Here is a 23,209-nt window from a genome sequence, read left to right on the forward strand (position 1 = left end):
CTGACACTTGAGACGCCGCACGGTCGGCGGCACGTGTGTCAACAGATGGTCTCCGGCCTCATCGGCTCAAATGGAGACCCTCGTGACACCATCCTCTCAGCCCACCGGACCCAGATCCGACTTTCTTCGCACTCTGAGCGAGCGCGGCTTCCTGCATCAATGCACCGACTTGGAAGCGCTCGACAGCTGGCTTTGTTCAGGAGCCGGCACGGCCTATAGCGGCTTCGATCTCACCGCCGACAGCTTGCATGTCGGCCATCTCATTCCGATCATGATGCTGCGGTGGTTCCAGAAGACGGGTAACAAACCCATCGCTTTGCTCGGCGGTGCGACAAGCCGCCTGGGCGATCCGAGTTTCCGCGACACGTCGCGTCCTTTTCTCAGCCAAGAGCAGATCATGAAAAACTCGATCGGCATCCGGAGGGTCTTCGAGCGCTTCCTCGCGTTCGGGGACGGCCCGACCGATGCCGTCATGGTCAATAATGCCGACTGGTTGGGCGGGCTCAACTATCTCGATTTCCTGCGCGATATCGGACCGCATTTTTCAGTCAATCGGATGCTCACATCGGAGAGCGTGCGCCAACGGTTGGAACGAGAGCAATCGCTGTCATTGCTGGAATTCAACTACATGGTCATGCAGGCTTACGACTTCCATGTCCTCGCGGAAAGCCGCGGCTGCCTGCTTCAACTGGGTGGCTCCGACCAGTGGGGCAATATCGTCAGCGGCGTCGAATTTGGACGGCGGATTGGCGGGCGAGCGCTGTTTGGATTGACTGCCCCGCTGCTGACGACGTCGTCGGGTGCGAAGATGGGCAAGAGCGTTTCGGGCGCGGTTTGGCTGAACGCCGATCGGTTGTCGCCTTATGAGTTCTGGCAATTCTGGAGAAATGCGGCAGATGTCGACGTGGGTCGTTTTCTCAGGCTGTTCACTGAGTTGCCCTTAAGTGAAATTGCACGCCTCGAAGTGCTTCGGGATTCCGAGATCAACGAAGGGAAAAAGATCCTTGCCGACCAGATCACGAGCCTGTGCCACGGGGCAGATGCGGCAGCGCAAGCTTCGAAACCTCCCGGCGCACCTTCGAAGCAGGCGAGGTGCCGACGGGTCTTCCGACAATCAATCTCCCGGATAGCCTTCGCGGTGATTTTCCGTTGGTCGACGCTATGGTCGTTGCCGGGCTCGCCAGGTCGAAAAGCGAAGCACGTCGATTGATCGTCGGCGGCGGGGTGCGGGTGAACGGCGGCAGCGTGAAAGACGAGACAACGCGGCTTGGCGACTCCGACGTCCAGGACGGCGTGATCCGGCTGTCAGTCGGCAGGAAGCGACACATCCTCCTTCAGCCGGCCTAGCGTGGCGTGTTCAATTCGGGGAGCGGGCAAATTCGACCACCTGTCGCGCTCCCCATTGATACAAGTTTGATGTGGCAGTGTGCGGCAGCGCCTTCTTTCACCCGAACGACCACGAGCCGCCTGTTCAAGTCGCTCCAGGCTGTCTCGCGACTTCATAGCGAGCCCGGCTCAGGCTGACCAGGCTCGCTATTGCCGCGCAGCCGCCTGCAGTGACGATCGCAAATTCGAGCGCGCTCGACAACGGCAATGTTGCGAAGATGATCGACATGCAGATCCCGCCCAGGGTTTGGCCGAGGAGCCGCGCGGTGCCTTGCATGGCGCCGGCGGCGCCGCTTCTGGCTTTCGGCGCCGACAGAAGGAGAATTCGGTTGTTCGGCGTTTGGAACAGTCCGAAACCGAGGCCGGCGATCACAGTGCCGACGAGAAACGAGATACCTCTCGGGTCGGGCGGGGTGATTCCGACCACCAGGAGGCCCAGGGCGAGCAGCGCACCGCCGATGGCGCAAAGCCATGCCGTCTTGACGCGGTTTGCCAAACGTCCGGAAATGGGCGCGATGATCGCGGTCGCGGCAGGCCAGGGCATCATGTATAGACCGGCCAGAACCGGCGTCATGTGCAGCGTGCGTTGAAGGTAAAAGGGCAGCGCGATGTAGCTCAGCATCTGGCCGCAGAAGCAGGATACCGAGGCGATGACCGCCACGCGGAATGCCGGTTCCGCCAGCAGGTCCGTGGGAACGATTGGTGCGTCACTGTCCCGTTCAAGGCGCAGCAGGACGAAAAGGCAGGCCAGCGAGGCGGTAATGAGGACGGCACCGCTTATCGGCGCGATCGCTATCCGGTCGGCGCCGCAGAAGAAAAGGATGAACATCAGCGTGTTGGCCAGCATCGCCTTGGCGTTCAGCTTTCGCTTCGCGCCCTGAATTTGCCCGAGCTGACCGCCGCCGAGCAGAACGATGGCGCCGAGTGGTATATTGACTGCAAACAGCCAAGGCCAGGTGGTGACGGAAAGAATGGCGCCGGCAATGCCGGGGCCGGCAGCGGAAGAAATGGCGATGACCATGGCATTGATGCCGATGATCGGACCGAGCATATGTTGCGGCACGGCCGAGCGCAGGTTCATCATGGCAAGCGCCATGATCGCGCCACCTCCCAAGCCCTGCGCGAAACGAGCAAGGATCAGCAAGGGAAGGTCGCCCGCAAAGGCGCAGGCCGCGGAAGCCGCGGTGAACAGCGCGACGCCGATCAAGAAGACCCGCCGCGCGCCGTAGATTTCACCCAGCGCACCACATGGAAGAATGGCGACGAGCACGGCCAGCTGATAGGCCGAGACGACCCATACGGTGCTACCCGCCTCGGCGTGCAGCGAGACCGCGATCGAAGGTAAGGCGACATTGGCAATGGCTCCGTCCAAAACGACAAGAACAAGCGTCAGAAGCAACATGGCAATAGCCAGGTACCGTCGAGGCGACGTCAGGCCGTCTTGAGAAACTGGTGCGGCATAGGTGAGGGACATGAGAACTCCTCGATGTTTGGTGGATGGTCGACTACTTAGGCTTTGCTGATTGCACGCGCCAGACGCAACAAAATCAATTGACTGTTGCGTATTGCGCCATACCTGAATAGAATTCAGCCATGTCCGATCTCGATCTCAACCTCTTGGTGGCACTGGATGCGTTGCTGCGCGAGCAAAGTGTATCGGCTGCCGCTCGTCGGCTTGGCCTCAGCACGTCCGCCATGAGCCGGACGCTGTCACGGCTGAGGACTGCGCTGGGTGATCCGATCCTTGTGCCGGCCGGGCGCGGCATGGTTGCGACGCCCCATGCCCTGGCGATTGGCGCCGAGGTACATTTGTTGAAAGAAGCCGTGCAAGCCGTGCTTAGTCCGCCGTCGACCGTGGAGATCCGGGAGGTGCGCCGCCATTTCACGATCCGTGCCAATGAGGCATTCGTGCTTCTCTACGCCGCGGGTCTCAGCGCCGCCGTGACGAGCGCTGCGCCGGGGATAAGGCTTCGCTTTGCGCCGAGATCGGACAAGGATGTTCAGGCTTTGAGGGACGCAGCCATAGATTTGGACATCGGTGTCCTCCCGCGAGACAGCGGGGAATTGCGTTGCCAAACCCTTTTCGAGGATCGATATGTCGGTCTCGCAAGGCTAGGACACCCGATCTTCGATGCAGATCGGATAACGGCGGAGCGTTATGCTGCCTGGGGCCACGTGCTCTTCTCGACGCAAGCGGATTTTGCCGGTCCGATCGACAGGGCGCTCGCCGAATTGGGCCATGTCCGTGATGTCAGACTGATCGTGCCAAGCTTTCCCGCGGTGATAGCCGTTGCGGCGGCATCCGATTTGATCGGCTCGATTCCGAAGTCTTATTGCAAGTCCGCCGCGATAAGCCATATCGAAACCTTTGACCTGCCCGTGCCCGTGTCGGGTTTCAACATCGTGCAGGCGTGGCACCCCCGCATGGACGCAGATCCCGTGCATCGCTGGCTGAGGGCGCTGATTTTTGAGACCTTCCACTCAATGAACTGAGTGCGTAGCCCGCCAAAGCAAGCGCTTCGTTCCATTCCGCAGATGTGATCAGCGATGTTGTTCAGTGCAGTCCCGGTGATGCAGGGAGCGAGAATTGCTGCTCGGTAGCGCCGAATGATGATCGCTGATGGCGCCAATAAGCGGACATAGTCGTGAGCGGCTGCCAACCACTGTGAAATTATCGGCGGCTGAACCATTGCTGACAGAGGCTGTCAGTAATGGTGGTCGATAATCCTGAGATCGCGGGTGTCCGAGCCAGTCGCCATTTCGTCGGACTGTTTAGCTATGCCGTCGGATGCCTGGGCTTCAATCCCGCCCCAATCGGAGCAGAGTCCCCGAGATGAAGCCGCACCATCGCATTTTCTTCATTCAGTTTGCCGTGGCCCTTTCCCTGGGGGCGTTTGTTTCGCGGCTGCCCGACCTTCAGCTCAAGTTCAGCCTGACCGAAGGGGAGCTTGGCCTTCTGCTCGCCGTCCTGTCCTCCGGGGTTCTCTGCGGCTTGACGTTCTCGGTGAGCTTCATCGAGAGGTTCGGTGCGCGCACCATGGCCCTCGTCACCGTCTTCGGTGCGTCGCTGTTTTTGGCGCTGATCCCCTGGATGCCATCAGCTCTTCTGGCGGTGCCATTGTTCTTCATTGCCGGCGTTTTCACCGGAGCATTCGAGATCAACGCCAATATCGAAACCGATCGCCACGAGGCGCTGCTTGGGTACCGCATCATGAGCCGGGCTCACGGCATGTGGAGCCTCGGCTTCTGCATCACCGCCCTTGTTGCCGCCGGCTTGCGGCAGGCTGCCGTCTCCGTCGAACTGCATAGCTTCATCACCCTCGTGACCGTCTTGATTGCCGGGTCGATCGTTTTCTCCGGGATCGAGAATGCGCCGCGGCGGCAGGACGCTCACCTCGGAGATACTCCGATCATCGCTTTTCCGACGATCGAACTGCTCCCCCTTTGCCTTGTCGCCGCAGCTCCGCTTCTCGCCGAAGGCGCAAGCGTCGATTGGTCGGCGATCTATATGCGCGACGTATTTGCGGTCGAACCCTTCGTCGGCGGGCTCAGCGTGACCATTTTCTCCTCGTTCATCGCCATCGGGCGGCTCGGCATGGACCCTGTCATCGACCGCTTCAATCCGCGGCCGGTCGCAATCACTCTCCTTGGGATCGCGGCCATCGGTCTCGTCATGGTTGCGACGGCGACACACCCTGTTGTCGCGCTCGCAGGCTTCGGCCTGACGGGTATTGGCTGCTCTTCGGTCTATCCGCTTGCCATCTCGGCTGCGGCCCGGCGCACGGATCGCCCCGCACCGGTTAACGTAGCGGCGCTGGCGCAGACGACGTTTCTCGTGTTTTTCGCAGGGCCGCCGCTGCTCGGCCTTGTTGCCGAACATTTCGGCATCCGGTTTTCGTACTGGATGGTTGTCCCGGTTATCGGTGCCGCACTCCTGGTCACCAAGGCGCTTGCCGCTGCTTCCGCGCCGGTCACAGGGCATCCCGAACCGGTGCAACCGCAGGGTTGAGACGCTGCGCCGCCCGTCGGCGATCCCAAGGTCGTGCATGTTCGAAACCGGCAGAGCGCGACCACCGGCCTTTGCTGGTGAATGGAGCGAGGCGCAATGTATTTCCCATCGCGTCGAAGTATTACAAATGATCTCCTGAAATATAGCTCATATAGGTGACGAGCCAAGGTCATGCCCAACCGTCGACTCTGGACGAATGGTCTTGTCGTTCAAGTACTTGCGGGCGCGGTCGATCTCCTCGGAATGAAACTGGTTCGGATGGTGAAGTTCCAGCCTTTCGTGCTTGCAAAACATATGTTTGCGGGTTTTTCGATCGTCGCCTTCTGCCGCAAGGTGAGGCTCACAGGCGGCGTTCCGCGCCTCGCTTCGGACAAATTTCTGCCGCCAAAATGCCAGTATTAGTTGTTTCTAATTCACGCCATAATTCGCATCTACGTTGCCTCGCCTGTTTTATTCTTCGCCACATTTCGGATTTTCAACATTATACAAACAATGGTGGGTAACTATGAAGGTTATTCTCGTCATCGTCCTCACGGCCCTTGCCGTGCCCTGTGAGGCGGACATGCTCGGCACGGCATCCCGATACAAAAGCATGCATGAACGCTCCATCTCCTTCCTCGGCATCAATCCGCGCCGGGTATCGTGGTGCGGCGCATTTCTAGCCTTTGTCGCCAAGCGATCTTCGCGACAGCCGCCGCCCAACCCCAACATGGCAGCGTCCTGGAGGAGTTTCGGCCAACCGGTCGGCGTCCGCTCCGCCAGGCGAGGCGATGTCGTGGTGATCCGCACCGGCCGGCGCTTTCATGTGAGCCTGTTCGATCACATCGACCCGGGCCGGCAGTACGTCTACTTGTTCGGCGGCAACCAATCCAACCGGGTCCAGCTGTCCAGATATCGCGCCAGTTCGGTCGTCGCCGTGCGACGATGATGCCGTAAGGAACGTGAGCAGGCATCGCTTCCGAAAAAGGCGAAGTATCACTCCTTGAAAACCTCTTGTCAGAATCGTTGGCTGAGAGGTTTTAAAGGGGTAACTTTTGTAAAAGAGGCAGGCAGTTTTTGCAGCTAATGTTTCGGGCTTTCCCGGACCAGTGGGTTTTCAGGCCTTGCGCGCCCTGACGTGGAGGAAGATCGGCGCGATGCGGGTATCGGCAACCATTGGCTCGGCGAGCGCCACCTCGACTGACGCCATGGGCTCGCCGAAAGCTTCGATCGTCAGTCCCGCTTCGACGATCATCGACACCCAGGTCGACAGCGTCCGGTGAAAACGCGGAATGGCAAACGGCGTCAGCGTCGCCCGTTCCGCTTGCGGTATGGAGGAGAAAATCCAGCGCTCAATCCGGCCGTCGCGCTCGTCGAAATAATCGGCGATCTCAACCGCGACAGGCTGGCCGGCTTCATTGCGAATATTGCGGCGCGTCGGCGGCACGAAACAGGGATGCAGGATCGAAAACTGCAGGAAGCCGCCCGGCTTCAGGACGCGGTGGATGCCCTTCAGCACTTGGCGCTGGTCGGCCATGTCCATCATCGACATGAAGGCGGTGACGAAGTCGAAGCTCGCTTCCGGGAAATCGATGCTCTGGCCGTCGCCGAGCACGTAGTCGATGCCGAGCGGCGCTTGCGTCTCGGTCTCGCGGGCATAGCGAATGAAGGTCGGGGCGATGTCGAGACCGGTCATGCGGGCGCCGAGGCGGGCGACGGCACGGGTATTGGAACCTTCGCCGCAACCAAGGTCGAGCCCAGCAAGGTCCGCCACCGGCGGCAGCATGTCAAGAAAGGCCGGGGTGTTCAGCGCGTCGCGATATTTGTCATAGCCGGCGCGGCTATAGATCGTCCAGGTCTCGGCATTGCTCTCCCAATGGGCGGCGACATCATTGGCGTTCATGGCTTTCCTCCTTGCTTGATCGGGATGGGCGGAGAGCTATAACCGCAGCCTCTGGCAATGGGAAGACGGGCGACTAAAAGGAGGCAGGCAATGCTGCCTGCCTGGACATTCGGGAACGCTAATCGCCCGGTACAGAACATCGGATTGAGCATCCATTGCCGCGTCCGCGTCAAGGACGGAAGCGAGGCCTTTACACTTCCGAGCGCTCACGGCCGGCGAAGGCGGTGATGCGCCTCGACATAGCTCTTTTCCCAGGCGCGGAGTAATGCAAGTTTGAGCCACGTGGAGAAATGGAGGAAAGGATTGTGACTGCTCTTTCACATGAACAGCAGAGCGAATTGAAAGCTTTATGGCACAGTCGAGACTTCCGAGCCTGGTTCGCCCGGCTGCAAGAAATCGCGCCCGAAGAACTGGAGAAACTGCCAAGTTTTATGCGCGACGCGTTTCTCAAGCTCAACGACAATCAAGACAACTGCTTCGCAATATATGTGCCGCCCGAATGCGCACCAGAAAAATTGGCCCATTATGAGGTTGCGCCCGACGACGAACTTGTGGTCGATCTCCCGTATCGCGACAAAGCGTCCGGTGAAACGCGCTTTGAACAGGGAACTGCCGCGATGTTACGGCAATTGGTTGAACTGGCAGAGCGTGATCCTAAGATCGTTTATCTTGTCATGGAATATTGGGAGGCACTTCAGAAAGGTGAAGAGCTGAAGCAAGAGGTGGGTGGTGACGAATTGTGGCTCTCTCTACTGGAAGCTTATGATCATTTACTTGCAAATGTATTTGGTCATGGCAATGGGCGGGGACGCGTCGGGGTGAAATTGCTGAATATCTCGATTCACATGATCAGAAGCCACGTTCTCTCTAATCGCGAGGCATGAGAAATCGATGATAAAGGGGCGGGCTGTTTGATCAAGGCAGTTGGCACCACCTCAGTGGTTTGCGGTAGTCGAAGTGGACGACTCGGCCGACAATAGGTGCTCTGATGACTTTCTTCAGGGCATTTTTGGCATCGCGCTCGGTTCCTGCCTTTCTGCCGGCATTTGCCGCTGATGGCAGAAATATAAGGTCAAGAAATGGGCAGCGTAAACGGAAGGTTCGTTGCCGAAATTGGGAAGGACGTCGCCAAGATGACTCGGGATCGAGACCGTCGAACCTAGAGATGCCGAGGTACCTTCGCCTTCAACAGCTGCACGAGCGCGGGGTCCATGAAATCGTAGTCGTCAGGAATATGAAGGCAGATCAACCGCTTGTCCTTGAGGGCTGACCGGTACTTGCCCTGGACTTTCGCACGGTGTGCCTTCTCCATGACGAAGACGATATCGGCCCATTCGATCAGTTCTGTCGACAGCGGGTTTTCGGTATCCTTGTTGGTGCCTGCCGAGGAGACTTCGATATCAGGCCAGCTCGCGAAGACCTGTTCGGCCGTCGGGCTGCGAAGCTTGTTCTGACTGCAGACGAACAGGACGTTTTTCACGTTTCGATCTCTCTTGGAGTGAGCGAGGCCCGCGATAGCACAATTCCGCGCCCGGGCGAACCAAGGGAGTTGGTGTGTCACCCCCGGCTGACGCTCTTGAACGCAGCGATGATGCTTTCTGCGGCGCGTTGCGCCTCATCTGACGTCGTTTGGAAATTGGTGACGGAGAGGCGGAGCACGTCGCGGCGGCGCCATTTGGCGCCGCTGGCGAAGATCATGCCGTCCGCCTGGATCTTTTCGATCGTCTTTCGGGTCAATGTGTCGCCTTCTTCGGAGGGCAGGTCGGCGCCGAAGCGGATGACGAGCTGGTTCAGCGCCACTTCGTTCAGAATGGCGATGCCCGGTTGCTGCGACAGGAGATCGGCGATCAGCCGCGCGGAGGCGCAGCACTGGTCGATGAGGGTGGCGATGCCGTCACGGCCGAGATGTTTCAGCATCGCCCAAGTGGCAAAGCCGCGGGCCCTTCTCGAAAGCTCGGGCACGTAGTGTGAGGGATCGCGTTCCCCTTGGCCGGCGAGCGGCAGATAGCTCGCGGCGATCGTCATGGCGCGGCGATGGGCGAGCTCGTTGCGGACGATCGCATAGCCGCAATCATAGGGCGTCTGCAGCCACTTGTGGCCGTCGGTCGCCCAGCTGTCGGCCGCTTCGATGCCGCGGCTGAGGTGGCTGGTCTTCGCTGAAGCCTGCGCCCAGAGGCCAAAAGCGCCATCAACATGCACCCAGGCGCCTTTCGCCTTCAGCGGCGGGATGATCTTGCCAAAGTCGTCGAAAGCGCCGGTATTGATTTGCCCAGCTTGAAGAACGGCGATCAAGGGACCGGCGACGGAATCGAGCGCCCCCAGGAATGCCGTCGGGTCGATCCGGCCCAACACGTCGGTGGGCAGGCGCAGCACGCGATCATGCCCGAGGCCAAGGAACTGAAGCGCGGAGAAGACGGTGGTGTGGGCGTCGTCGCCGATGAGCACGGTAATCTCAGGCGCACCGAACAGGCCCTTTGCATCGGCATCCCAGCCCACCTGGCGCAGCACCTCGCCGCGTGCGGCGGCAAGGCAGGTGAAGTTCGCCACCGTCGCTCCCGTGACGAAGCCGACCGAGCTTTCCGCCGGCAGCTTCAGGAGATCGAGAAGCCATCTCGCCGCGACGGTCTCGACAGCCGCCGCGGCCGGTGCGACGACATGGTTTCCGGCATTCTGGCCCCAGGCGCTGGTGAGGAAATCGGCGGCGACTCCGACCGGATGGGAGCCGCCGATGACCCAGCCGAAAAAGCGCGGCCCTGTGGTTGCATGCAGCCCAGGTTCTGCGCCATCCGAGAGGCGCCTGATGACATCAAGCATATCGGAACCGGCCGCCGGCAGCGGCTCGTCGAAACAGGCAAGCGAGGCTGCGTAGTCATGGGTGGGCATATGGCGGGCGGGCGCTGCCTGCCGGAACGCGGCGGCAAGGCGGGCGGCCTCCTGAAACAGAGATGCGATTGCCGACATGCGGATCCCCCTGCCGCCGCCGATCCTAAAGGACCGCCCTCAAAAAGCAGGCTGCTGGCGCCATGCTAGCCCATATCGCCGACGCTGTCTTTGCCCCTGGCTGTTCCTCGTCCTTGCCCAGACCCTCAAGACAATTTGAGCATCGGGGAGAGGCTTGCTAACTATATACAATAACTACATTATTCAGTGCTGTCCATTTTTCAAAATTTGGGGCTCTTGTTGAAAAATGATTGCCTTCGTCGCAAGTATCGTTCAATAATGCGGAAATATCATTTGCACCATTGTCAAGTTGGTGCTGCCAAACAGCGAGGGATATGCACTGAAATATTTCCTTCTCTACGCGCTGACATGCACGTTGGTCGGGATAGTTCTTGTCTTCACCATCGGCGAAGTTGTGCGGTTCAAGATCGACAAGCCAACCGATCAATCGGTGGCCGAACCAACTGATGAGCCAGTTGCCGCCGTCCAACCAGTCGATCCCTTGGTCGTCCGATCCACTGGCCAACCGGTCGACGGGCCAGCCCGTGAACCGATGGTCGGGCCAACCGGCGAACCGGCTGCGAGGCCGACCGATCAATCGGTGGTCGGCCCGAGCGATGAACCGGTCGTCCGGAAGGGCGGCCGGCTGGGTAGTCCGGCGCAGTGATCGGCGCTTGAGATGATGGATTTCTAGTCGATCTCATAACTCTAAGCATAGGCCGAAGGACGAGACTTGCTGACACCGGTTGACGGCTGGGCCATCTGTATTGAGAGTACCTCTCATCTTGCAGGAGGTCCCGATGGATGGAAGCGGCACGACGATCAGACACATCCAGGCAGACGAAGTGGAGGCCTTCCGGCGTATCCGCCTGGAAGCGCTTCGCGCCGAACCGTCCCTCTTTGCAAGCCGCTACGAAGACTGGGCGGCTCTTTCTCTCGAGGAGTGGCGCAATCGCCTGAACGAGCCGGTTTTCATCGCCTTTCAGGATGGCGAACCCGTTGGCATAACGGGCATGCTTCGGCAGCGATCGAGCAAAATGGCCCATCGCGCGACGATCATCATGGTTTACGTCAGAAGGAGCCTGCGCGGAACGGGCCTTGCGGGCAAGCTGCTCAGCGCGGTGGCCGACCATGCGCGCGACATCGGCATCCTGCAGCTCGAACTCTTCGTCAGCGCGGAGAACCCGGCGGCAATACGCTTCTATCAGCGGCAAGGCTTCTCAGAGATCGGCCGGATTCCCGGCGGGGTTCTGGAAGAGGGCAGGGAGATCGACGACGTCATGATGGCTCGCCGTCTGGTCGGTTAACTCCCACCGAATATCAGCCCATATCCGTTCGTCTGACCTATTGACCTCAAGCGGGGTTGGGGTTGCAGCATGCCGGCATGGGCTGGAGGTTTGGCCGTGACGAAAATTCTGAAAGACGAGGATCTGGTCGGCAGCACGGTGATGGCGGTCGCGATCGATGCGCTCGAGACCGCTTTTCTCGCGAGAGCCGGCGATCGACTGATCTCTCGGCCCCGGCACCATGTATCGTTTCCCAATCGAGGTGATCTCGTCTTCACCGTCGGCGGCATCCTCGGCGACAAACCGCTCGCGGGCTTCCGGGTCTATGAAACGTTCGACGGGGCGGAGCATTCGCAGATCGTCGCGGTGTGGTCGGCCGACAACGCCAGGCTCAAGGGCATTATTCTCGGAGAGCGTCTCGGCAACCTCAGAACCGGTGCGATCGGCGGTCTTGCCATCCGGCATCTCAGCGCGCCTGATGCCAGGATCGTCGGGATCCTCGGAAGCGGAGCGCAAGCGCGAACCCAGCTTGCCGCAGCGGCCGCCGTTCGAAAACTGAACCGCGCCCGCGTCTATAGCCGCGACGAGAGGAATCGCGCCGCCTTTGCAGCTGAGATGCAGCACACGTTGGGTATTGAAGTGGAGCCTGCCGGCAGCGCCTCTGAAGCCGTCGATGATGCCGACATCGTCATCTGTGCGACGACGAGCCGAATGCCCGTCATTCATGCCAGGGATTTGAAGCCCGGCGTGCACGTCAGCACCGTCGGCCCGAAAACGCGTGAGGGATACGAACTCGGCCTGGATATCGCCGATGCCGCAGCCGTGATCGCAACGGACTCTCCCGAACAGACGCGCGCCTATGCTTCGCCCTTTTTCCTGGCCGGCTCCGGCAATGAGCACCGCATGGCCGACCTTGCCGATATCATGGCCGGGAAAGTGGCGGGGCGAGGATCGCCTGGCGATACGACCTTGTTTTGCTCCGTCGGCCTGGCTGGAACCGAAGTCGTCGTCGCCTCGGCAATCCTCGATATGCTGTGAGCCTGTTTTCCTTATTCACGCCAGACCCAGCACATCCGCCATGGCGTATTCGCCGGGCGCGCGCCCTGCGATCCAGCGGGCGGCGGCAAGCGCGCCGCGGGCGAACATGCCGCGATCGAGAGCCGAATGCGAGAGCGTCACGACCTCCTCGGCGGCGGCAAACAGGACGCTGTGTTCTCCGACCAGCCCGCCGGCGCGCAACACGGCGAAGCCGATTTCGCCGGGCGGGCGCTCGCCGGTGATGCCGTCGCGCCCGCGCCGCTCGACGGATGCAAGGGAAACTCCACGGCCCTCGGCGGCGGTTTCGCCGAGCATCAACGCCGTGCCGGACGGCGCGTCGATCTTCCTGTTGTGATGGGCCTCGAGGATTTCGATATCCCAGCCATGTGCGGGAAGGGCGCGGGCGGCCTGGGCGACGAGACCGACCAGCATGTTGACACCGATGGAGAAGTTGCCGGAGCGCAGGATCGGAATTCTGCGGGCGGCCTCTGCGATCCGTTGGAGCTCATCCGGCTCGAAACCCGTCGCCCCGATCACCAGGGCCGGCCCGCCGGCCGAAGCGCACAAATCGGCAAGTTCGCCGGCTGCATGTCCCGTCGTGAAATCCAGGATCACGTCGGCCGCTCCGATCGCGGCCGAACGGTCGATCATCCCCGCGCCTGCGAAGCCCTCACGGCCGATGCCGCCGACAAAGGCAAAACCCGAATCGCTTGCCAGCAGTGGCAGGATGGCGCGACCCATGCGGCCGTTCGCGCCGGCGACGGCTATTTTGATTGGTGAGGTCACGGACTTTCCTTGGCTCGCGATGTTTCCGGCTGAACGGTTATTTGCATCCAGCATTCGCGCCGGAGAAGGCGAGCTGCAACTACCTCATTCCGCTCCCGGCGCAAAACCGTATTTCCTGTGGTCCCTCTGGTCGTCTGGCGCTTACCAGTTGCCGGGGTCGGCGGTGTGATCGATGGTGGCGAATTCGTCGGCCTTTTCCCGGTCCAGCTTCACCTCCGTGGCATCGTTCGTCTCGTCGACGACCCAGTAGCGGTCGGGGGGCGGTTCCCTTGATAGTTCCTGGTACATGAGCAAGGCGGCCTCCTCGGCGGTGTCGGCCTCAATCTCCCGGGTGATTGATACGGTAAACTTGTGCATGGCTTCGGCCCTCTCGATCGGTGCGCCGGCGTATGCGTGGCTTGCATAGTCTGTCACGAGTTTTGTATCGATGACACTAAAACTGTTCGCTTAGAATTTGATTCATGCGACGGCTTCAGGTCTTTGTTTTTATGAATGTCGTGGTGCCAAGCCGCCACGCCGTTTGGGCGAACTCAGCCGAGGAGATAGATCATGCGCCTGAACCAGGTAACTGTGACGATGCCTGACCTCGATGCGGGCTGGAACTTCTACTGCGCTCTTGGTCTCAGTCCGGTCGTCGACGCCCGTCCTCGCTATGCGCGCTTCGCATGCCCGGACGGGGACAGCACCTTCTCCCTGCATCAGGGCGAAGGCGGCGGTGGCGGCACTACGGTGTATTTCGAGTGCGAGAAGCTGGACGAGACGGTTGGCAGTCTCGGCGAAGCCGGTCTTTGTTTCGTCACCGGACCGGAGGACAAGAGTTGGCTCTGGCGCGAGGCCAAGCTGTTCGACCCCGGCGGCAACCGCATCATTCTTTATTTCGCCGGTTCGAACCGCCTCGATCCGCCGTGGCGGGTGGATCAAGGTCAGCCCGCTTGAAGTAGGTGCTCGGCAGCCGATCCCGGCCATTCCCCGAATTGACGAATCGCGGTCGCCTCGGCATCTTTGTGTCGGCGTGGCCTAGCGCCGAACCTCCCAGGACCTTCCCCAGCAGGGTCTTCAACCGGAGGCAAAGGGACTTTCGTCTCGGGTCGTGATCCTTGGTCCTGATGTTTCGGGCCTGTTGCTGGGGAACGATGTCCGGAGCGTGAGAGGCCCTGAAATGACTGAGAATGGAAATTTCAAACGGCGGGTGCGTGCGCGCGCCGCCAAGACGGGTGAATCCTACACCACCGCCCGCATGCATGTTCTGCCCAGGTCGGCGAACGATGCACTGCCTGAGGCAAGACGATTGCGTCTGGCCGTGGCCCAGACCACCCATGCAGACGATCCCCGCGATGCCGACAAGCTTCGCCAGAGCGGACAGGAGATACGCCTGCTGATGCGGCAGGCGCGAGAGGCGGGGACGCGGCTCATCCACTTTCCCGAAGGAACGACATCATCGCCGAACAAGCGCATCATGTCGGAAATTGGGCCGAGAGAGATCGGGTCGTCCGATTGGCGGCGGTTCGAATGGGCCGTGTTGCGTGAGGAACTGGATGCAACGCGCAAGCTGGCGCGCGAACTCGGCCTCTGGACGATCATCGGCTCGGTGCATCCGCTGACGGCACCGCACCGGCCGCACAACAGCCTCTATGTCGTCTCCGACCGCGGCGAACTGGTAACGCGTTACGACGAGCGCCTGCTGTCGAACACCAAGATCTCCTTCATGTACACGCCGGGTTCGATTCCGTGACCTTCGAGATCGACGGCATCCGTTTCGGCTGTGCGCTTGGCATGGAATGCCACTATCCGGAGATTTTCAGCGAATATGAGCGGCTCGACGTCCACTGTGTGCTGTTCTCGACGACAGGCGGCTCGCCGGCCAACGAGCCGTCCTTTGCTGCCGAGGCACAAGGGCATGCGGCAAGCAACAGCTACTGGGTCAGCTTCTCGATCCTTGCCCATCCCGGTCAGGCTGATCCGGCGTCTTCCGGGATAGTCGCGCCCGGCGGCCGATGGGCAGCGCAATGCCCTGCGGATGGAACGGCGGCGATATCGATTGCCGATATCGACGACAATCCCGGCGATCTTTCTCGGCGGTGGCGGCGCAAGGCGCGGAGCGGCCTCTACGAACCGCATCGGGTTGACGGCGACCCTCGCAGCGACGGGCGGGATAGGTTTTAGAGCTGCGTCGCGTTCGCGGTATGCCCTGCAAAGTGAATGCAGGTGACGCTATATGCACTTGCGGAACCGCACCAGCGGTTCCGCAATCGCCTCATACGCGCTTGTCCGGAAGTCCTCCCATTGAACCCGAATGGTGTCAGCGGTCAGCCTAGGGCCCTCGACCCTTTAGCAGTGCCGCGCAATCGTCCGGGTGAAATCGCTTCCATGGGCTGGAGAAAGACGGTTTGCTTCTTATTTCACCGGGAAATGCGAAACGAAGTGCGAAAGGACCGCGCAATGGCAAAGAACACGATCTGCGTATGGTACGACAAAGACGCTGAGGCGGCTGCCCGTTTTTATGCCGCGACTTTTCCCGACAGCGCCGTGCGTGCTGTCATTCGTGCACCGGGAGATTATCCTGAGGGCAAGCAGGGAGACGTCCTGGTTGTTGAATTCACCGTTGCGGGTATTCCCTGCATCGGCCTGAACGGCGGTCCCGCGATCAAACACAACGAAGCCTTCTCCTTTCAGATCGCAACGGACACTCAGGAGGAAACCGATCGCTATTGGAACGCGATCGTCGGCAATGGTGGCCAGGAAAGCGAGTGCGGCTGGTGTAAGGATAAGTGGGGCGTGTCCTGGCAGATTACGCCGCGCGTCCTCTCCGAAGCCCTTTCGGCAGGCGGTGGCCAGGCAAAGCGTGCTTTTGACGCGATGATGACCATGAGGAAGATCGACATTGCGGCGATCGAGGCGGCCCGGCGCGGCTGAGGTGGCCTTGCGCAGAACGTTCTTTTAACAGACTCGCATCTGGCCCCGGGGCGTTATTCGCAGTCGGCTCAGAACCAGAGATCGCGCACGCAGCGCCCCTTGGATGGAAGGTCTTCAAACGTGTCCAGGCCGTCGAAATGATCGATCGGCAGATGCTGAACGAGATCCGGCGGCGCAAGCCGCATGTTGACAGCCATGCGCCGGCGGCCATCCTTTCCAAGCCGCAGGCCGCGCCAGCTCAAGACACAGGCGCAGGATGAGCAGAACAAGATTTCGAGAGACGGCTGGTCCCTGTCGGAGCGGGTGTAGGAAGCGGTCTCACCGGTGAGAGCGATGCGCTCTCCTTCGTAGTCATAAGCCCATAGCGTCCCGTAGCGCCGGCAGAGCGTGCAGTTGCAGGCGGTGACCGAGCCGGGATCACCTTTAAGTGTCCACATCGCCTTGCCGCAATGACACGAGCCCGTCAGCATAATCGTCGATTCAATCCTGCTCCCTGATCGAGACCCATCCTGCCCCAATCCCGCGATGACCGCAATTGACGCTTTTTGCCGCCGCCTGCTTTCCGTGCTTCCGAACCGATGCCTCCTGTTTTGCATACCTTTTTGAAATTTCTAATTGGGGTTGCGGCGTGAAGATGGTTTTCTGCGACCCAGCGTAGCTAAGTCCGCGCCTCCTCCCGATTTTGATCCGAGTGGCCCATGTCGATTTCAGATGCGATTTACCGTCCCTTCGAAACCTTGATCCGGCCGCTCGACATCCCCTACCGGCCGATGCCCACCAAGGGACCTGTCGCGGTTCTTTTGCACTTCATCGCGATGTTTCGGGGCGTCATCATTACCATGGCGCTGACCTCGATGGCCATCGAAGCCATCAACCTTACGATCATCTGGGGTCTTTCGGTGATTGTCGACGGAGTGACGACACAAGGCGTGGAGCTCTTCGTCGACAGTAAATTCGGGCTGCTGGCAGTCCTCGCCTTTCTGCTTTTTCCCGTGATGCCCGTTCTTTTCTACATCACCAATATTCTCAACTCGCATACGATCGGCATCAGCCTGCCCGTTGCGATTCAATGGCAGGGGCACAAGGCTGTCGAGCGGCAGGACCTCGCCTTCTTCCATGATCTTTTCGCCGGCCAGGTCGCATCCCGGCTCGGCCAGGTCGCCAGTGCCGTTCAGCAACAAATCCTTATCGCGTTCCAGACGGCACCCCGCTTCCTGCTTCAGATCATCGGCTCCGTTGTTCTTCTGCTCGCGCTTTCCTGGCAGCTTGCGCTGCCGGTCATCGTCTGGGTTGCCTTCAACGTGCTCTTTACGATCAAGGTCGTTCCTGATTTCACGGAGCGCGCGCGCCGCTCGGCAAAGCAGAACAGCCTCATCTCCGGCGCTTTGACGGACATCTACGGCAACATCCAGATGGTCAAGCAATTCGCAGCAGAAGATAGCGAGGCGGGTGCGCTGAGAAAGATCATGTCCGACGGGGTCGATACGCTTCATCACGAGCAGCGGATCTACCGGACAACCGAACTCGTCGTCATCAGCCTCAACATGGTGCTCTGGCTCGTCATGCTCGGCATTAGCTTCTGGGGGCTGTTTGACCGATTCCTGACCGTGGGCGATTTCGCCGCAACGGTTTACATCCTTCAACGCCTCTCGGCAGGGTCCTTCACATTCCTGCAGATGGGACAGCAGGTCTTCCGCGCGCTCGGGACGATCAAGGATGCGATGCCGGTCATGACAACGCCGCCTACCATCACCGACCGGCCGGATGCGACTGAACTGACGGTCAGCCGCGGGGAGATCCGTTTCGAGAACCTCCGCTTCGCCTACAAGTCGGGCAAGCCTGTCATCGATGACCTGTCGCTGACGGTTCGGCCCGGCGAAAAGGTGGGGCTCGTCGGCCTCTCGGGTGCCGGCAAGACAACGCTGGTGAGCCTGCTGCTGCGTTTTTACGACATAGAGGATGGTGCGGTCCTGATCGATAGGCAGGACATCCGCGAGATCACGCAGGCAAGCCTTCGCCGCGCCATTGGGGTCATCGCGCAGGACGTCGCGCTGCTGCACCGTTCGGTCGGCGATAATATCCGCTACGGCCGGCCGGAAGCGACGAAGGACGAGATCGAAGCGGTGGCGAAGATGGCAAGCGCCGATGCCTTCATCGCCGATCTTTCCGACGGCGAAGGCCGCAGGGGCTATGACGCCTTCGTCGGCGACCGCGGCATCAAGCTCTCCGGCGGCCAGCGTCAGCGCGTGGCCATTGCCCGCGTTCTCCTGAAGGACGCGCCGATCCTGGTGCTCGACGAAGCGACCTCCGCCCTCGACAGCGAATCCGAAGCCGCCATCCAGGAAAGGCTGAACCTCGTCATGGAGGGAAAGACGGTGATCGCCATTGCACATCGCCTGTCGACCATCGCCAGGATGGACCGGATCGTCGTACTCGATCGCGGGCGCATCGTGGAAGAGGGCAGGCCGGATGAGCTGGTCGAACGCGACGGCTTGTTCGCGCGCCTGTGGAAACGCCAGACCGGCGGTTTCATTCCCGAAGACATCGATGAGCCCTTGCTGGCCTCGCCGGCGACCTGACCATCTGACTGAAAGAATTTGTCGGTGATGTCGGAACGCGGGTCGTTCGTCCGTCCTTTTTCCGTGAAACAAAAATTGGAGATGCCGGATGGGCGACCTTACCCTCACCACCTTCGACTGGGTCCCCGAGCCTCCCAGGGGTTATGTGCGTGACCTGCGTGTGCGTTGGGCGCTGGAAGAGAGCGGCCTGCCTTATCGCGTCGAGAGCGTGCCGTTTCGCGGTCGCAAGCCCGAGCATTTCGCGCACCAGCCCTTCGGCCAGGTGCCGTGGCTGACCGATGGCGACATCTCGATCTTCGAGAGCGGCGCCATCCTGGTGCATCTCGGCAATCGCACCGACGCGCTGATGCCCGCCGACCGGCGCGGTCGCGCCGAAGTTTTGGAATGGCTGTTTGCAGCGCTGAATTCCGTCGAGGCGGCAAGCCTGCCCTGGTCGATATTGATCTTCTCCGGCATCACGGGTGATGCGCCGGCATATGGGCTCATGGACTCGTTTCTCAAGGACCACCGGCTGAAGCACATGGAGCCGGTCCTGGCAGGGCGCGAATGGCTGGCGGGCACCTTCCCCGTCGCCGATATCCTCATGGCCGATGTGCTGCGGCTCATCAACCGGTTCGACGGGTTGGCGGAATATCCCGCCTGCCGTGATTATGTCGCGCGCGCCACGGCCCGCCCATCTTTCGCAAAGGCGCATGCCGATCAGATCGCCCATTTTGCCGCGGCAGACTGAGCAGGCCGGCGCCCAAAGCGTAGGAGACCGGGACCTTCTCCGTCGCCGCACCCCTTGACGGCCATGGCGGCCGTCCTGCCTATTGCCCGCAAGGGAACCGGAGGCAGGGTAGTCATGATCAATTCGTCGAGCAGGTCGGGCAGGCGCGACCCCGATGTCACCATCCGTCGCATTCTGAAGGTCAACCATGCGGGCGAGTTCGGCGCTATCAGGATCTATGGTGCCCAGATCCTGGTGGCTCGGCGGCTGTTTCCCGACATCGTGCCGGCGCTTGAAGAGATGCGTCGGGACGAGATCGACCATTGCCGCCTCTTTCGCGAGGCGATGCCTGCAAGGAGCGCCAAGCCCTGTCGTGTCATGGCATTCTGGAGCCTCGGCGGTTCTGTGCTCGGCTTCCTGACGGCGCTTGCCGGGCGCAACATGATCTGGATTTGCACCGAGGCAGTCGAAAGCACGGTCCATCGCCATCTCGAAGACCAGTTGGCTTTCCTTGCAAAGCGCGATCCCGAGCTTCACGCCCTCATCGGGTCGATCCAGGAACAGGAACTGGCGCATCTCAGGACTGCCGAAAGCAGCCAGAAAGGGCGGGGCCTCAGCCACGCCCTGCTCCTGCCCGTCGTCGGCGCCCTGACCGACCTGATGATCTGGCTCTCGACCTGGGGAGACTCGAGCTGGATGCGCGCCGAAATGGCGCGTGCGGGAAGGGGCTAGTCTTGCTGTGAAGACGACGGCTTGCCGCTGTCGGGGGCAGCCCTTGGATGTAGCGCTTTGAATTGCTGCATAATTTTATCCTTCAATCGATTCCGATTTCAAGAATTGTGCAGTGGAGGGAACATAACCGCCCTCCGCTGCTTTGACTCGCATTCCAAGTGAGCAGGTCCAAAGCCATGCACGTGCGGGTGATCACGTTCAATGTCTGGAATGTCGAGGGCGACAGCCGGCGGCATCAGATTATCAATCAGGAGCTTCGCCGTCTGAAGCCCGATCTTCTGGCATTGCAGGAGGTCATTCAAACGCGCGAGAAGGCGAGCCTCGATACCATCGTCGACGGGCTCGAGATGCACATTACGCACCAACAGGACGTGCAGGCTCTCCAGCCGGCTTATTCCGACAGATATGGCGGCACGGCGATCGCGACCCGCTGGCCGCATAGGGTTGTCGAGGTGCTCGATCCAAGAATGCCACAGGCGCCTGATGTGCCCTGGGCGACCCTTGCCGCTGTCGTGAATCTTGGGGATGTTGGCAGCCTGCTCTTCATTGCGACGACTGCGGCCTGGCGCCCGGCTGCCGAGGTTGCGCGCGAGCGTCATGCAGTTGCGATCAGCGATCTCGACGCTAGGCATCGGCAGGTCCTGCCGACCTTGATTGCCGGCGACCTCAATGCAGAACCGGATGCCGCATCTATACGGTTCCTGACCGGGCGACAGTCACTCGAGGGAAGAAGCGTCTGCTATTACGATGCCTGGGAAATAGCCGGTATCGGGACCGGCAAGACCTGGACCGGCGTCAACCCGAACGCCATGGCTGGCGCCGAACGGATCATCGGACAGAGAAACTATCATCGACGATTTGACTACGTGCTGGTCGGATCGTGGGATGCGCATCCCAAGGGTCGGGCAGAGATCCAGTCGGCCGAATGCGTCCTCGATCGGCCGGTGGATGGAATATGGCCAAGCGATCACTACGGGGTCATGGTCGATCTCGACGTCCGGCCAAATGCAAAGGCCGGCTGACGGGATCGTGGGCCCCTGCCCCGGTGCGCTACTCGACAAGCCCGAAAATGGGGCCGTAGCCGCCGTGCCAGGACCGGTCGTTGCGGCCCATCTCGGGATTGTAAAATCCGACACCGCGTCCGCCATCGAGAAACAAGGCATCGGGGCATTTCAGGTGGTCGCGGAAGAGCCGTGCGAAATCGTGGAAATTCACCCCGTCTTCGCTGATCGCGAAACGAACCGTGCCATGCTCGCAGACGCCGACACCGCTGCGGCGGGTTCGGTCCGTCGAGCCGACGATGAAGATCGGGTTCAGCTTGTTGGCGATGACAAGCATCGGGCCGGATTGCGTGGCGAACCGCACCTTGGGCCGACGCTTCAGAAATTCATCGCTCGGGAGTATCCCGGCACCTGCCTCACCCAGAAAGAACACGCCGTTCGGCTTCTTGTAGAAATTCGGCATCTGACCGGCGGAGCTTTCGGCCTTTGTCGTATTGGCGGGCTGCAATTCCCTGCCGTTCTCGACATAAAGTCCCATCGGCGAAAAATCGGCCCGGTACATCCCGGCGTTGACGGCCAAGGCCAGCGTTCGCCCCTCGGCGCGAACGGCCTCGGCTAGGCTTGAAAAAGCGCGGTATGGCGCGCCATCGGCATTCTTCCAGAACAATCGCAGGTCTGCTTTGCCCGGCTCCAACGTGCAGACGACGTATTTTGCCTCTTCGAAGCCTTCCTGCTCGCATGGTTGCGCATGCGCCTGATGCAGGGATGTCATCGTTGCTGCCAGCATGATGGCCGCGGCGAATATGCCGTGTTTGAGATGGATCATGGTGTCACGTCCTCGAGCTGCCTACCATGTGCCTGACAAAGCCGTGCAGGCGAGCAACACCCCGGTCAGGATATTCGCCAGGAACAGGCGATAATTCACCTCCGGGCGGGCAAGATCGATCCGCCGGGTCTGCCGGGCGAGGTGGACGGCGATTACCAGCATTCCGATCGTATAAGGCGGCGACATTTCCAACAGCCAGCCCCCGAGTGACCACGCGCCGACCGCCAGGGCATAAAACAGGCCGATCAAGGACTGGCCGTGCCGGCCGAACAGGATTGCCGTCGATTTCAGGCCAAGGCGGGCGTCGTCCTTCAGATCGACATAGGCATAGATCGTATCATAGCCGATCTGCCAGGCGATGGCCCCGGCCCACATCAGCACGGCGCCAACCGGGATATGTCCCGTAGCCTCGGCCCATGCCATCAGCATCCCCCAGTTGAACGCCGCGCCCAGGACGGCCTGGGGCCAGTGGGTGAAACGCTTGCAGAGTGGATAGACGAAGACAAGCGGCAGGACACATATCGCGATGAGGCGCGTGTGGGGCGTCAGGAAAAACAGAAGCGAAGCCGCCAGTGCGAGTTCAACGGTCAGGAAGATAAAGGCCTGTCGCGTGACGATCTCTCCACTTGCCAGAGGTCGAAAGCGGGTCCGCTCGACATGGCCGTCAAACTTCCGATCGGCGATGTCGTTGACCGTCGAACCGGCACTTCTCATCAGAAGAGCGCCGAGAGAGAAGATTGCCAATTGCCTGAGATCCGGGTGACCGTGTGATGCCTGGATAAGGGCGGCCCAGCACGGGAAGAGCGTCAGCCATATTCTGACCGGGCGATCCAGCCGCGCCAACCGCGCATATGGCCGCCATGCGATGGGCAGCCGGCGATCCACCCAGTCGCCACGGTGGATGTCGCTGAAATCGGGGCGGCTCAGAGTCGTCATGATGTGATCCAAATTTCCTCTCGCAAATAGCCATGAAGCCTCAGGTTTTTGTCGCCAGCGGCGCTGCCCAGAATAGGAATTTTTGCAGACACGGCAATAACCGTCCGTTGCGATTGGTCGCTGACCTTCTGCGGAAAATGCGGCCAACTGTTCTTGTTGCGTTCGCATGCTTGCGGTATGAATTCT

Annotated in this window: 23 protein-coding genes and 2 pseudogenes; 16 read left to right on the forward strand and 9 right to left on the reverse strand. The window is 60.7% G+C overall.

Annotated features, from left to right (window positions below):
• Positions 1-70: 70 nt before the first annotated feature.
• A pseudogene (gene tyrS, locus ACS4RR_RS11805) lies at positions 71-1,347 on the forward strand (tyrosine--tRNA ligase).
• A 124-nt stretch (positions 1,348-1,471) separates the two neighbouring features.
• Here the strand turns inward: tyrS and ACS4RR_RS11810 are convergent.
• A complete protein-coding gene (locus ACS4RR_RS11810; protein WP_456190110.1) occupies positions 1,472-2,788 on the reverse strand; it encodes an MFS transporter in 1,317 nt (438 codons plus the stop codon).
• Between the two features lie 191 nt (positions 2,789-2,979).
• Here ACS4RR_RS11810 and ACS4RR_RS11815 point away from each other — a divergent pair, with 191 nt between their 5' ends.
• The 4 genes from ACS4RR_RS11815 (at position 2,980) to ACS4RR_RS11830 (ending at position 6,323) form a co-directional block, all read left to right on the forward strand.
• The gene (locus ACS4RR_RS11815) at positions 2,980-3,879 is read left to right on the forward strand and encodes a LysR family transcriptional regulator (protein WP_017964831.1); all 900 of its coding nucleotides are present in this window, start codon (positions 2,980-2,982) and stop codon (positions 3,877-3,879) included.
• 340 nt (positions 3,880-4,219) lie between these two features.
• Entirely contained in the window at positions 4,220-5,395 is a 1,176-nt protein-coding gene (locus ACS4RR_RS11820; RefSeq protein WP_170280807.1) for an MFS transporter, read from the forward strand.
• A 171-nt stretch (positions 5,396-5,566) separates the two neighbouring features.
• A complete protein-coding gene (locus ACS4RR_RS11825) occupies positions 5,567-5,797 on the forward strand; it encodes a hypothetical protein (protein ID WP_456190111.1) in 231 nt (76 codons plus the stop codon).
• A gap of 103 nt (positions 5,798-5,900) precedes the next feature.
• Positions 5,901-6,323 carry a TIGR02594 family protein gene (locus tag ACS4RR_RS11830; RefSeq protein WP_017964829.1) on the forward strand — a complete coding sequence of 141 codons (423 nt, stop codon included), beginning with the start codon at positions 5,901-5,903 and terminating at the stop codon, positions 6,321-6,323.
• Between the two features lie 168 nt (positions 6,324-6,491).
• Here the strand turns inward: ACS4RR_RS11830 and ACS4RR_RS11835 are convergent, their stop codons facing one another.
• Positions 6,492-7,277, reverse strand: coding sequence for a class I SAM-dependent methyltransferase (locus tag ACS4RR_RS11835; protein WP_017964828.1), 786 nt, complete (start codon positions 7,275-7,277; stop codon positions 6,492-6,494).
• A gap of 305 nt (positions 7,278-7,582) precedes the next feature.
• Between ACS4RR_RS11835 and ACS4RR_RS11840 the strand changes: the two genes are divergently transcribed.
• Positions 7,583-8,161 carry a hypothetical protein gene (locus tag ACS4RR_RS11840; protein ID WP_245268360.1) on the forward strand — a complete coding sequence of 193 codons (579 nt, stop codon included), beginning with the start codon at positions 7,583-7,585 and terminating at the stop codon, positions 8,159-8,161.
• 275 nt (positions 8,162-8,436) lie between these two features.
• Here ACS4RR_RS11840 and ACS4RR_RS11845 read toward each other — a convergent pair whose 3' ends face one another.
• Complete coding sequence (locus tag ACS4RR_RS11845) at positions 8,437-8,757, reverse strand: low molecular weight protein tyrosine phosphatase family protein (RefSeq protein WP_456190112.1); 321 nt, start codon at positions 8,755-8,757, stop codon at positions 8,437-8,439.
• 77 nt (positions 8,758-8,834) lie between these two features.
• On the reverse strand, positions 8,835-10,238 hold the full coding sequence (locus ACS4RR_RS11850; protein ID WP_456190113.1) for a pyridoxal phosphate-dependent decarboxylase family protein: 1,404 nt from the start codon (positions 10,236-10,238) through the stop codon (positions 8,835-8,837).
• Positions 10,239-10,527: 289 nt separating this feature from the next.
• Here ACS4RR_RS11850 and ACS4RR_RS11855 point away from each other — a divergent pair, with 289 nt between their 5' ends.
• The 3 genes from ACS4RR_RS11855 to ACS4RR_RS11865 all read left to right on the forward strand — a co-directional run bounded on the left by ACS4RR_RS11855 (position 10,528) and on the right by ACS4RR_RS11865 (position 12,541).
• Positions 10,528-10,884 (forward strand): PT domain-containing protein, encoded by a 357-nt coding sequence (locus tag ACS4RR_RS11855; RefSeq protein WP_246726657.1) that lies wholly within the window; start codon positions 10,528-10,530, stop codon positions 10,882-10,884.
• A gap of 133 nt (positions 10,885-11,017) precedes the next feature.
• On the forward strand, positions 11,018-11,524 hold the full coding sequence (locus tag ACS4RR_RS11860; protein WP_456190114.1) for a GNAT family N-acetyltransferase: 507 nt from the start codon (positions 11,018-11,020) through the stop codon (positions 11,522-11,524).
• 96 nt (positions 11,525-11,620) lie between these two features.
• Positions 11,621-12,541 carry an ornithine cyclodeaminase family protein gene (locus ACS4RR_RS11865; RefSeq protein ID WP_456190115.1) on the forward strand — a complete coding sequence of 307 codons (921 nt, stop codon included), beginning with the start codon at positions 11,621-11,623 and terminating at the stop codon, positions 12,539-12,541.
• Positions 12,542-12,556: 15 nt separating this feature from the next.
• On the opposite strand, the gene dapB is transcribed toward ACS4RR_RS11865, so the two are convergent.
• Together dapB and ACS4RR_RS11875 are read right to left on the reverse strand one after the other, a co-directional pair.
• Positions 12,557-13,381, reverse strand: coding sequence for a 4-hydroxy-tetrahydrodipicolinate reductase (gene dapB / locus ACS4RR_RS11870; RefSeq protein WP_456190116.1), 825 nt, complete (start codon positions 13,379-13,381; stop codon positions 12,557-12,559).
• Between the two features lie 87 nt (positions 13,382-13,468).
• The gene (locus ACS4RR_RS11875) at positions 13,469-13,684 is read right to left on the reverse strand and encodes a hypothetical protein (protein ID WP_170262398.1); all 216 of its coding nucleotides are present in this window, start codon (positions 13,682-13,684) and stop codon (positions 13,469-13,471) included.
• 192 nt (positions 13,685-13,876) lie between these two features.
• On the opposite strand from ACS4RR_RS11875, the gene ACS4RR_RS11880 reads away from it, so the two are divergent.
• The 3 genes and pseudogenes from ACS4RR_RS11880 (at position 13,877) to ACS4RR_RS11890 (ending at position 16,240) form a co-directional block, all read left to right on the forward strand.
• Positions 13,877-14,263 (forward strand): VOC family protein, encoded by a 387-nt coding sequence (locus ACS4RR_RS11880; RefSeq protein WP_456188816.1) that lies wholly within the window; start codon positions 13,877-13,879, stop codon positions 14,261-14,263.
• A gap of 223 nt (positions 14,264-14,486) precedes the next feature.
• Positions 14,487-15,490, forward strand: a pseudogene (locus ACS4RR_RS11885) (carbon-nitrogen hydrolase family protein).
• 276 nt (positions 15,491-15,766) lie between these two features.
• On the forward strand, positions 15,767-16,240 hold the full coding sequence (locus ACS4RR_RS11890; RefSeq protein WP_170276640.1) for a VOC family protein: 474 nt from the start codon (positions 15,767-15,769) through the stop codon (positions 16,238-16,240).
• Positions 16,241-16,308: 68 nt separating this feature from the next.
• Here ACS4RR_RS11890 and ACS4RR_RS11895 read toward each other — a convergent pair whose 3' ends face one another.
• Positions 16,309-16,710 (reverse strand): GFA family protein, encoded by a 402-nt coding sequence (locus tag ACS4RR_RS11895; RefSeq protein WP_170280815.1) that lies wholly within the window; start codon positions 16,708-16,710, stop codon positions 16,309-16,311.
• A gap of 228 nt (positions 16,711-16,938) precedes the next feature.
• On the opposite strand from ACS4RR_RS11895, the gene ACS4RR_RS11900 reads away from it, so the two are divergent.
• The 4 genes from ACS4RR_RS11900 to ACS4RR_RS11915 all read left to right on the forward strand — a co-directional run bounded on the left by ACS4RR_RS11900 (position 16,939) and on the right by ACS4RR_RS11915 (position 21,282).
• Positions 16,939-18,819 (forward strand): ABC transporter ATP-binding protein, encoded by a 1,881-nt coding sequence (locus ACS4RR_RS11900; RefSeq protein ID WP_456188817.1) that lies wholly within the window; start codon positions 16,939-16,941, stop codon positions 18,817-18,819.
• 88 nt (positions 18,820-18,907) lie between these two features.
• A complete protein-coding gene (locus ACS4RR_RS11905) occupies positions 18,908-19,549 on the forward strand; it encodes a glutathione S-transferase family protein (RefSeq protein WP_456188818.1) in 642 nt (213 codons plus the stop codon).
• Positions 19,550-19,663: 114 nt separating this feature from the next.
• Positions 19,664-20,260, forward strand: coding sequence for a demethoxyubiquinone hydroxylase family protein (locus ACS4RR_RS11910; protein ID WP_017964815.1), 597 nt, complete (start codon positions 19,664-19,666; stop codon positions 20,258-20,260).
• A gap of 158 nt (positions 20,261-20,418) precedes the next feature.
• On the forward strand, positions 20,419-21,282 hold the full coding sequence (locus ACS4RR_RS11915; protein ID WP_260296455.1) for an endonuclease/exonuclease/phosphatase family protein: 864 nt from the start codon (positions 20,419-20,421) through the stop codon (positions 21,280-21,282).
• Between the two features lie 28 nt (positions 21,283-21,310).
• On the opposite strand, the gene ACS4RR_RS11920 is transcribed toward ACS4RR_RS11915, so the two are convergent.
• Both ACS4RR_RS11920 and ubiA read right to left on the reverse strand, forming a co-directional pair.
• Complete coding sequence (locus ACS4RR_RS11920) at positions 21,311-22,087, reverse strand: phosphodiester glycosidase family protein (protein ID WP_222384113.1); 777 nt, start codon at positions 22,085-22,087, stop codon at positions 21,311-21,313.
• 21 nt (positions 22,088-22,108) lie between these two features.
• Positions 22,109-23,023, reverse strand: a complete 915-nt coding sequence (gene ubiA / locus ACS4RR_RS11925; RefSeq protein WP_222384114.1) for a 4-hydroxybenzoate octaprenyltransferase — start codon at positions 23,021-23,023, stop codon at positions 22,109-22,111.
• Positions 23,024-23,209 lie beyond the last annotated feature (186 nt).

The sequence above is a fragment of the Rhizobium zaerense genome (genome assembly GCF_051810725.1).
GTDB classification, from domain to species: domain Bacteria; phylum Pseudomonadota; class Alphaproteobacteria; order Rhizobiales; family Rhizobiaceae; genus Rhizobium; species Rhizobium leguminosarum_I.

Coding starts and splice junctions, on each gene's coding strand:
- ACS4RR_RS11810 (WP_456190110.1), bottom strand. CDS start 2,788: ATGTTGCTTCTGACGCTTGTTCTTGTCGTTTTGGACGGAGCCATTGCC.
- ACS4RR_RS11815 (WP_017964831.1), top strand. CDS start 2,980: ATGTCCGATCTCGATCTCAACCTCTTGGTGGCACTGGATGCGTTGCTG.
- ACS4RR_RS11820 (WP_170280807.1), top strand. CDS start 4,220: ATGAAGCCGCACCATCGCATTTTCTTCATTCAGTTTGCCGTGGCCCTT.
- ACS4RR_RS11825 (WP_456190111.1), top strand. CDS start 5,567: ATGCCCAACCGTCGACTCTGGACGAATGGTCTTGTCGTTCAAGTACTT.
- ACS4RR_RS11830 (WP_017964829.1), top strand. CDS start 5,901: ATGAAGGTTATTCTCGTCATCGTCCTCACGGCCCTTGCCGTGCCCTGT.
- ACS4RR_RS11835 (WP_017964828.1), bottom strand. CDS start 7,277: ATGAACGCCAATGATGTCGCCGCCCATTGGGAGAGCAATGCCGAGACC.
- ACS4RR_RS11850 (WP_456190113.1), bottom strand. CDS start 10,238: ATGTCGGCAATCGCATCTCTGTTTCAGGAGGCCGCCCGCCTTGCCGCC.
- ACS4RR_RS11860 (WP_456190114.1), top strand. CDS start 11,018: ATGGATGGAAGCGGCACGACGATCAGACACATCCAGGCAGACGAAGTG.
- dapB (WP_456190116.1), bottom strand. CDS start 13,381: ATGCTGGATGCAAATAACCGTTCAGCCGGAAACATCGCGAGCCAAGGA.
- ACS4RR_RS11875 (WP_170262398.1), bottom strand. CDS start 13,684: ATGCACAAGTTTACCGTATCAATCACCCGGGAGATTGAGGCCGACACC.
- ACS4RR_RS11880 (WP_456188816.1), top strand. CDS start 13,877: ATGCGCCTGAACCAGGTAACTGTGACGATGCCTGACCTCGATGCGGGC.
- ACS4RR_RS11890 (WP_170276640.1), top strand. CDS start 15,767: ATGGCAAAGAACACGATCTGCGTATGGTACGACAAAGACGCTGAGGCG.
- ACS4RR_RS11895 (WP_170280815.1), bottom strand. CDS start 16,710: ATGCTGACGGGCTCGTGTCATTGCGGCAAGGCGATGTGGACACTTAAA.
- ACS4RR_RS11900 (WP_456188817.1), top strand. CDS start 16,939: ATGTCGATTTCAGATGCGATTTACCGTCCCTTCGAAACCTTGATCCGG.
- ACS4RR_RS11905 (WP_456188818.1), top strand. CDS start 18,908: ATGGGCGACCTTACCCTCACCACCTTCGACTGGGTCCCCGAGCCTCCC.
- ACS4RR_RS11910 (WP_017964815.1), top strand. CDS start 19,664: ATGATCAATTCGTCGAGCAGGTCGGGCAGGCGCGACCCCGATGTCACC.
- ACS4RR_RS11920 (WP_222384113.1), bottom strand. CDS start 22,087: ATGATCCATCTCAAACACGGCATATTCGCCGCGGCCATCATGCTGGCA.
- ubiA (WP_222384114.1), bottom strand. CDS start 23,023: ATGACGACTCTGAGCCGCCCCGATTTCAGCGACATCCACCGTGGCGAC.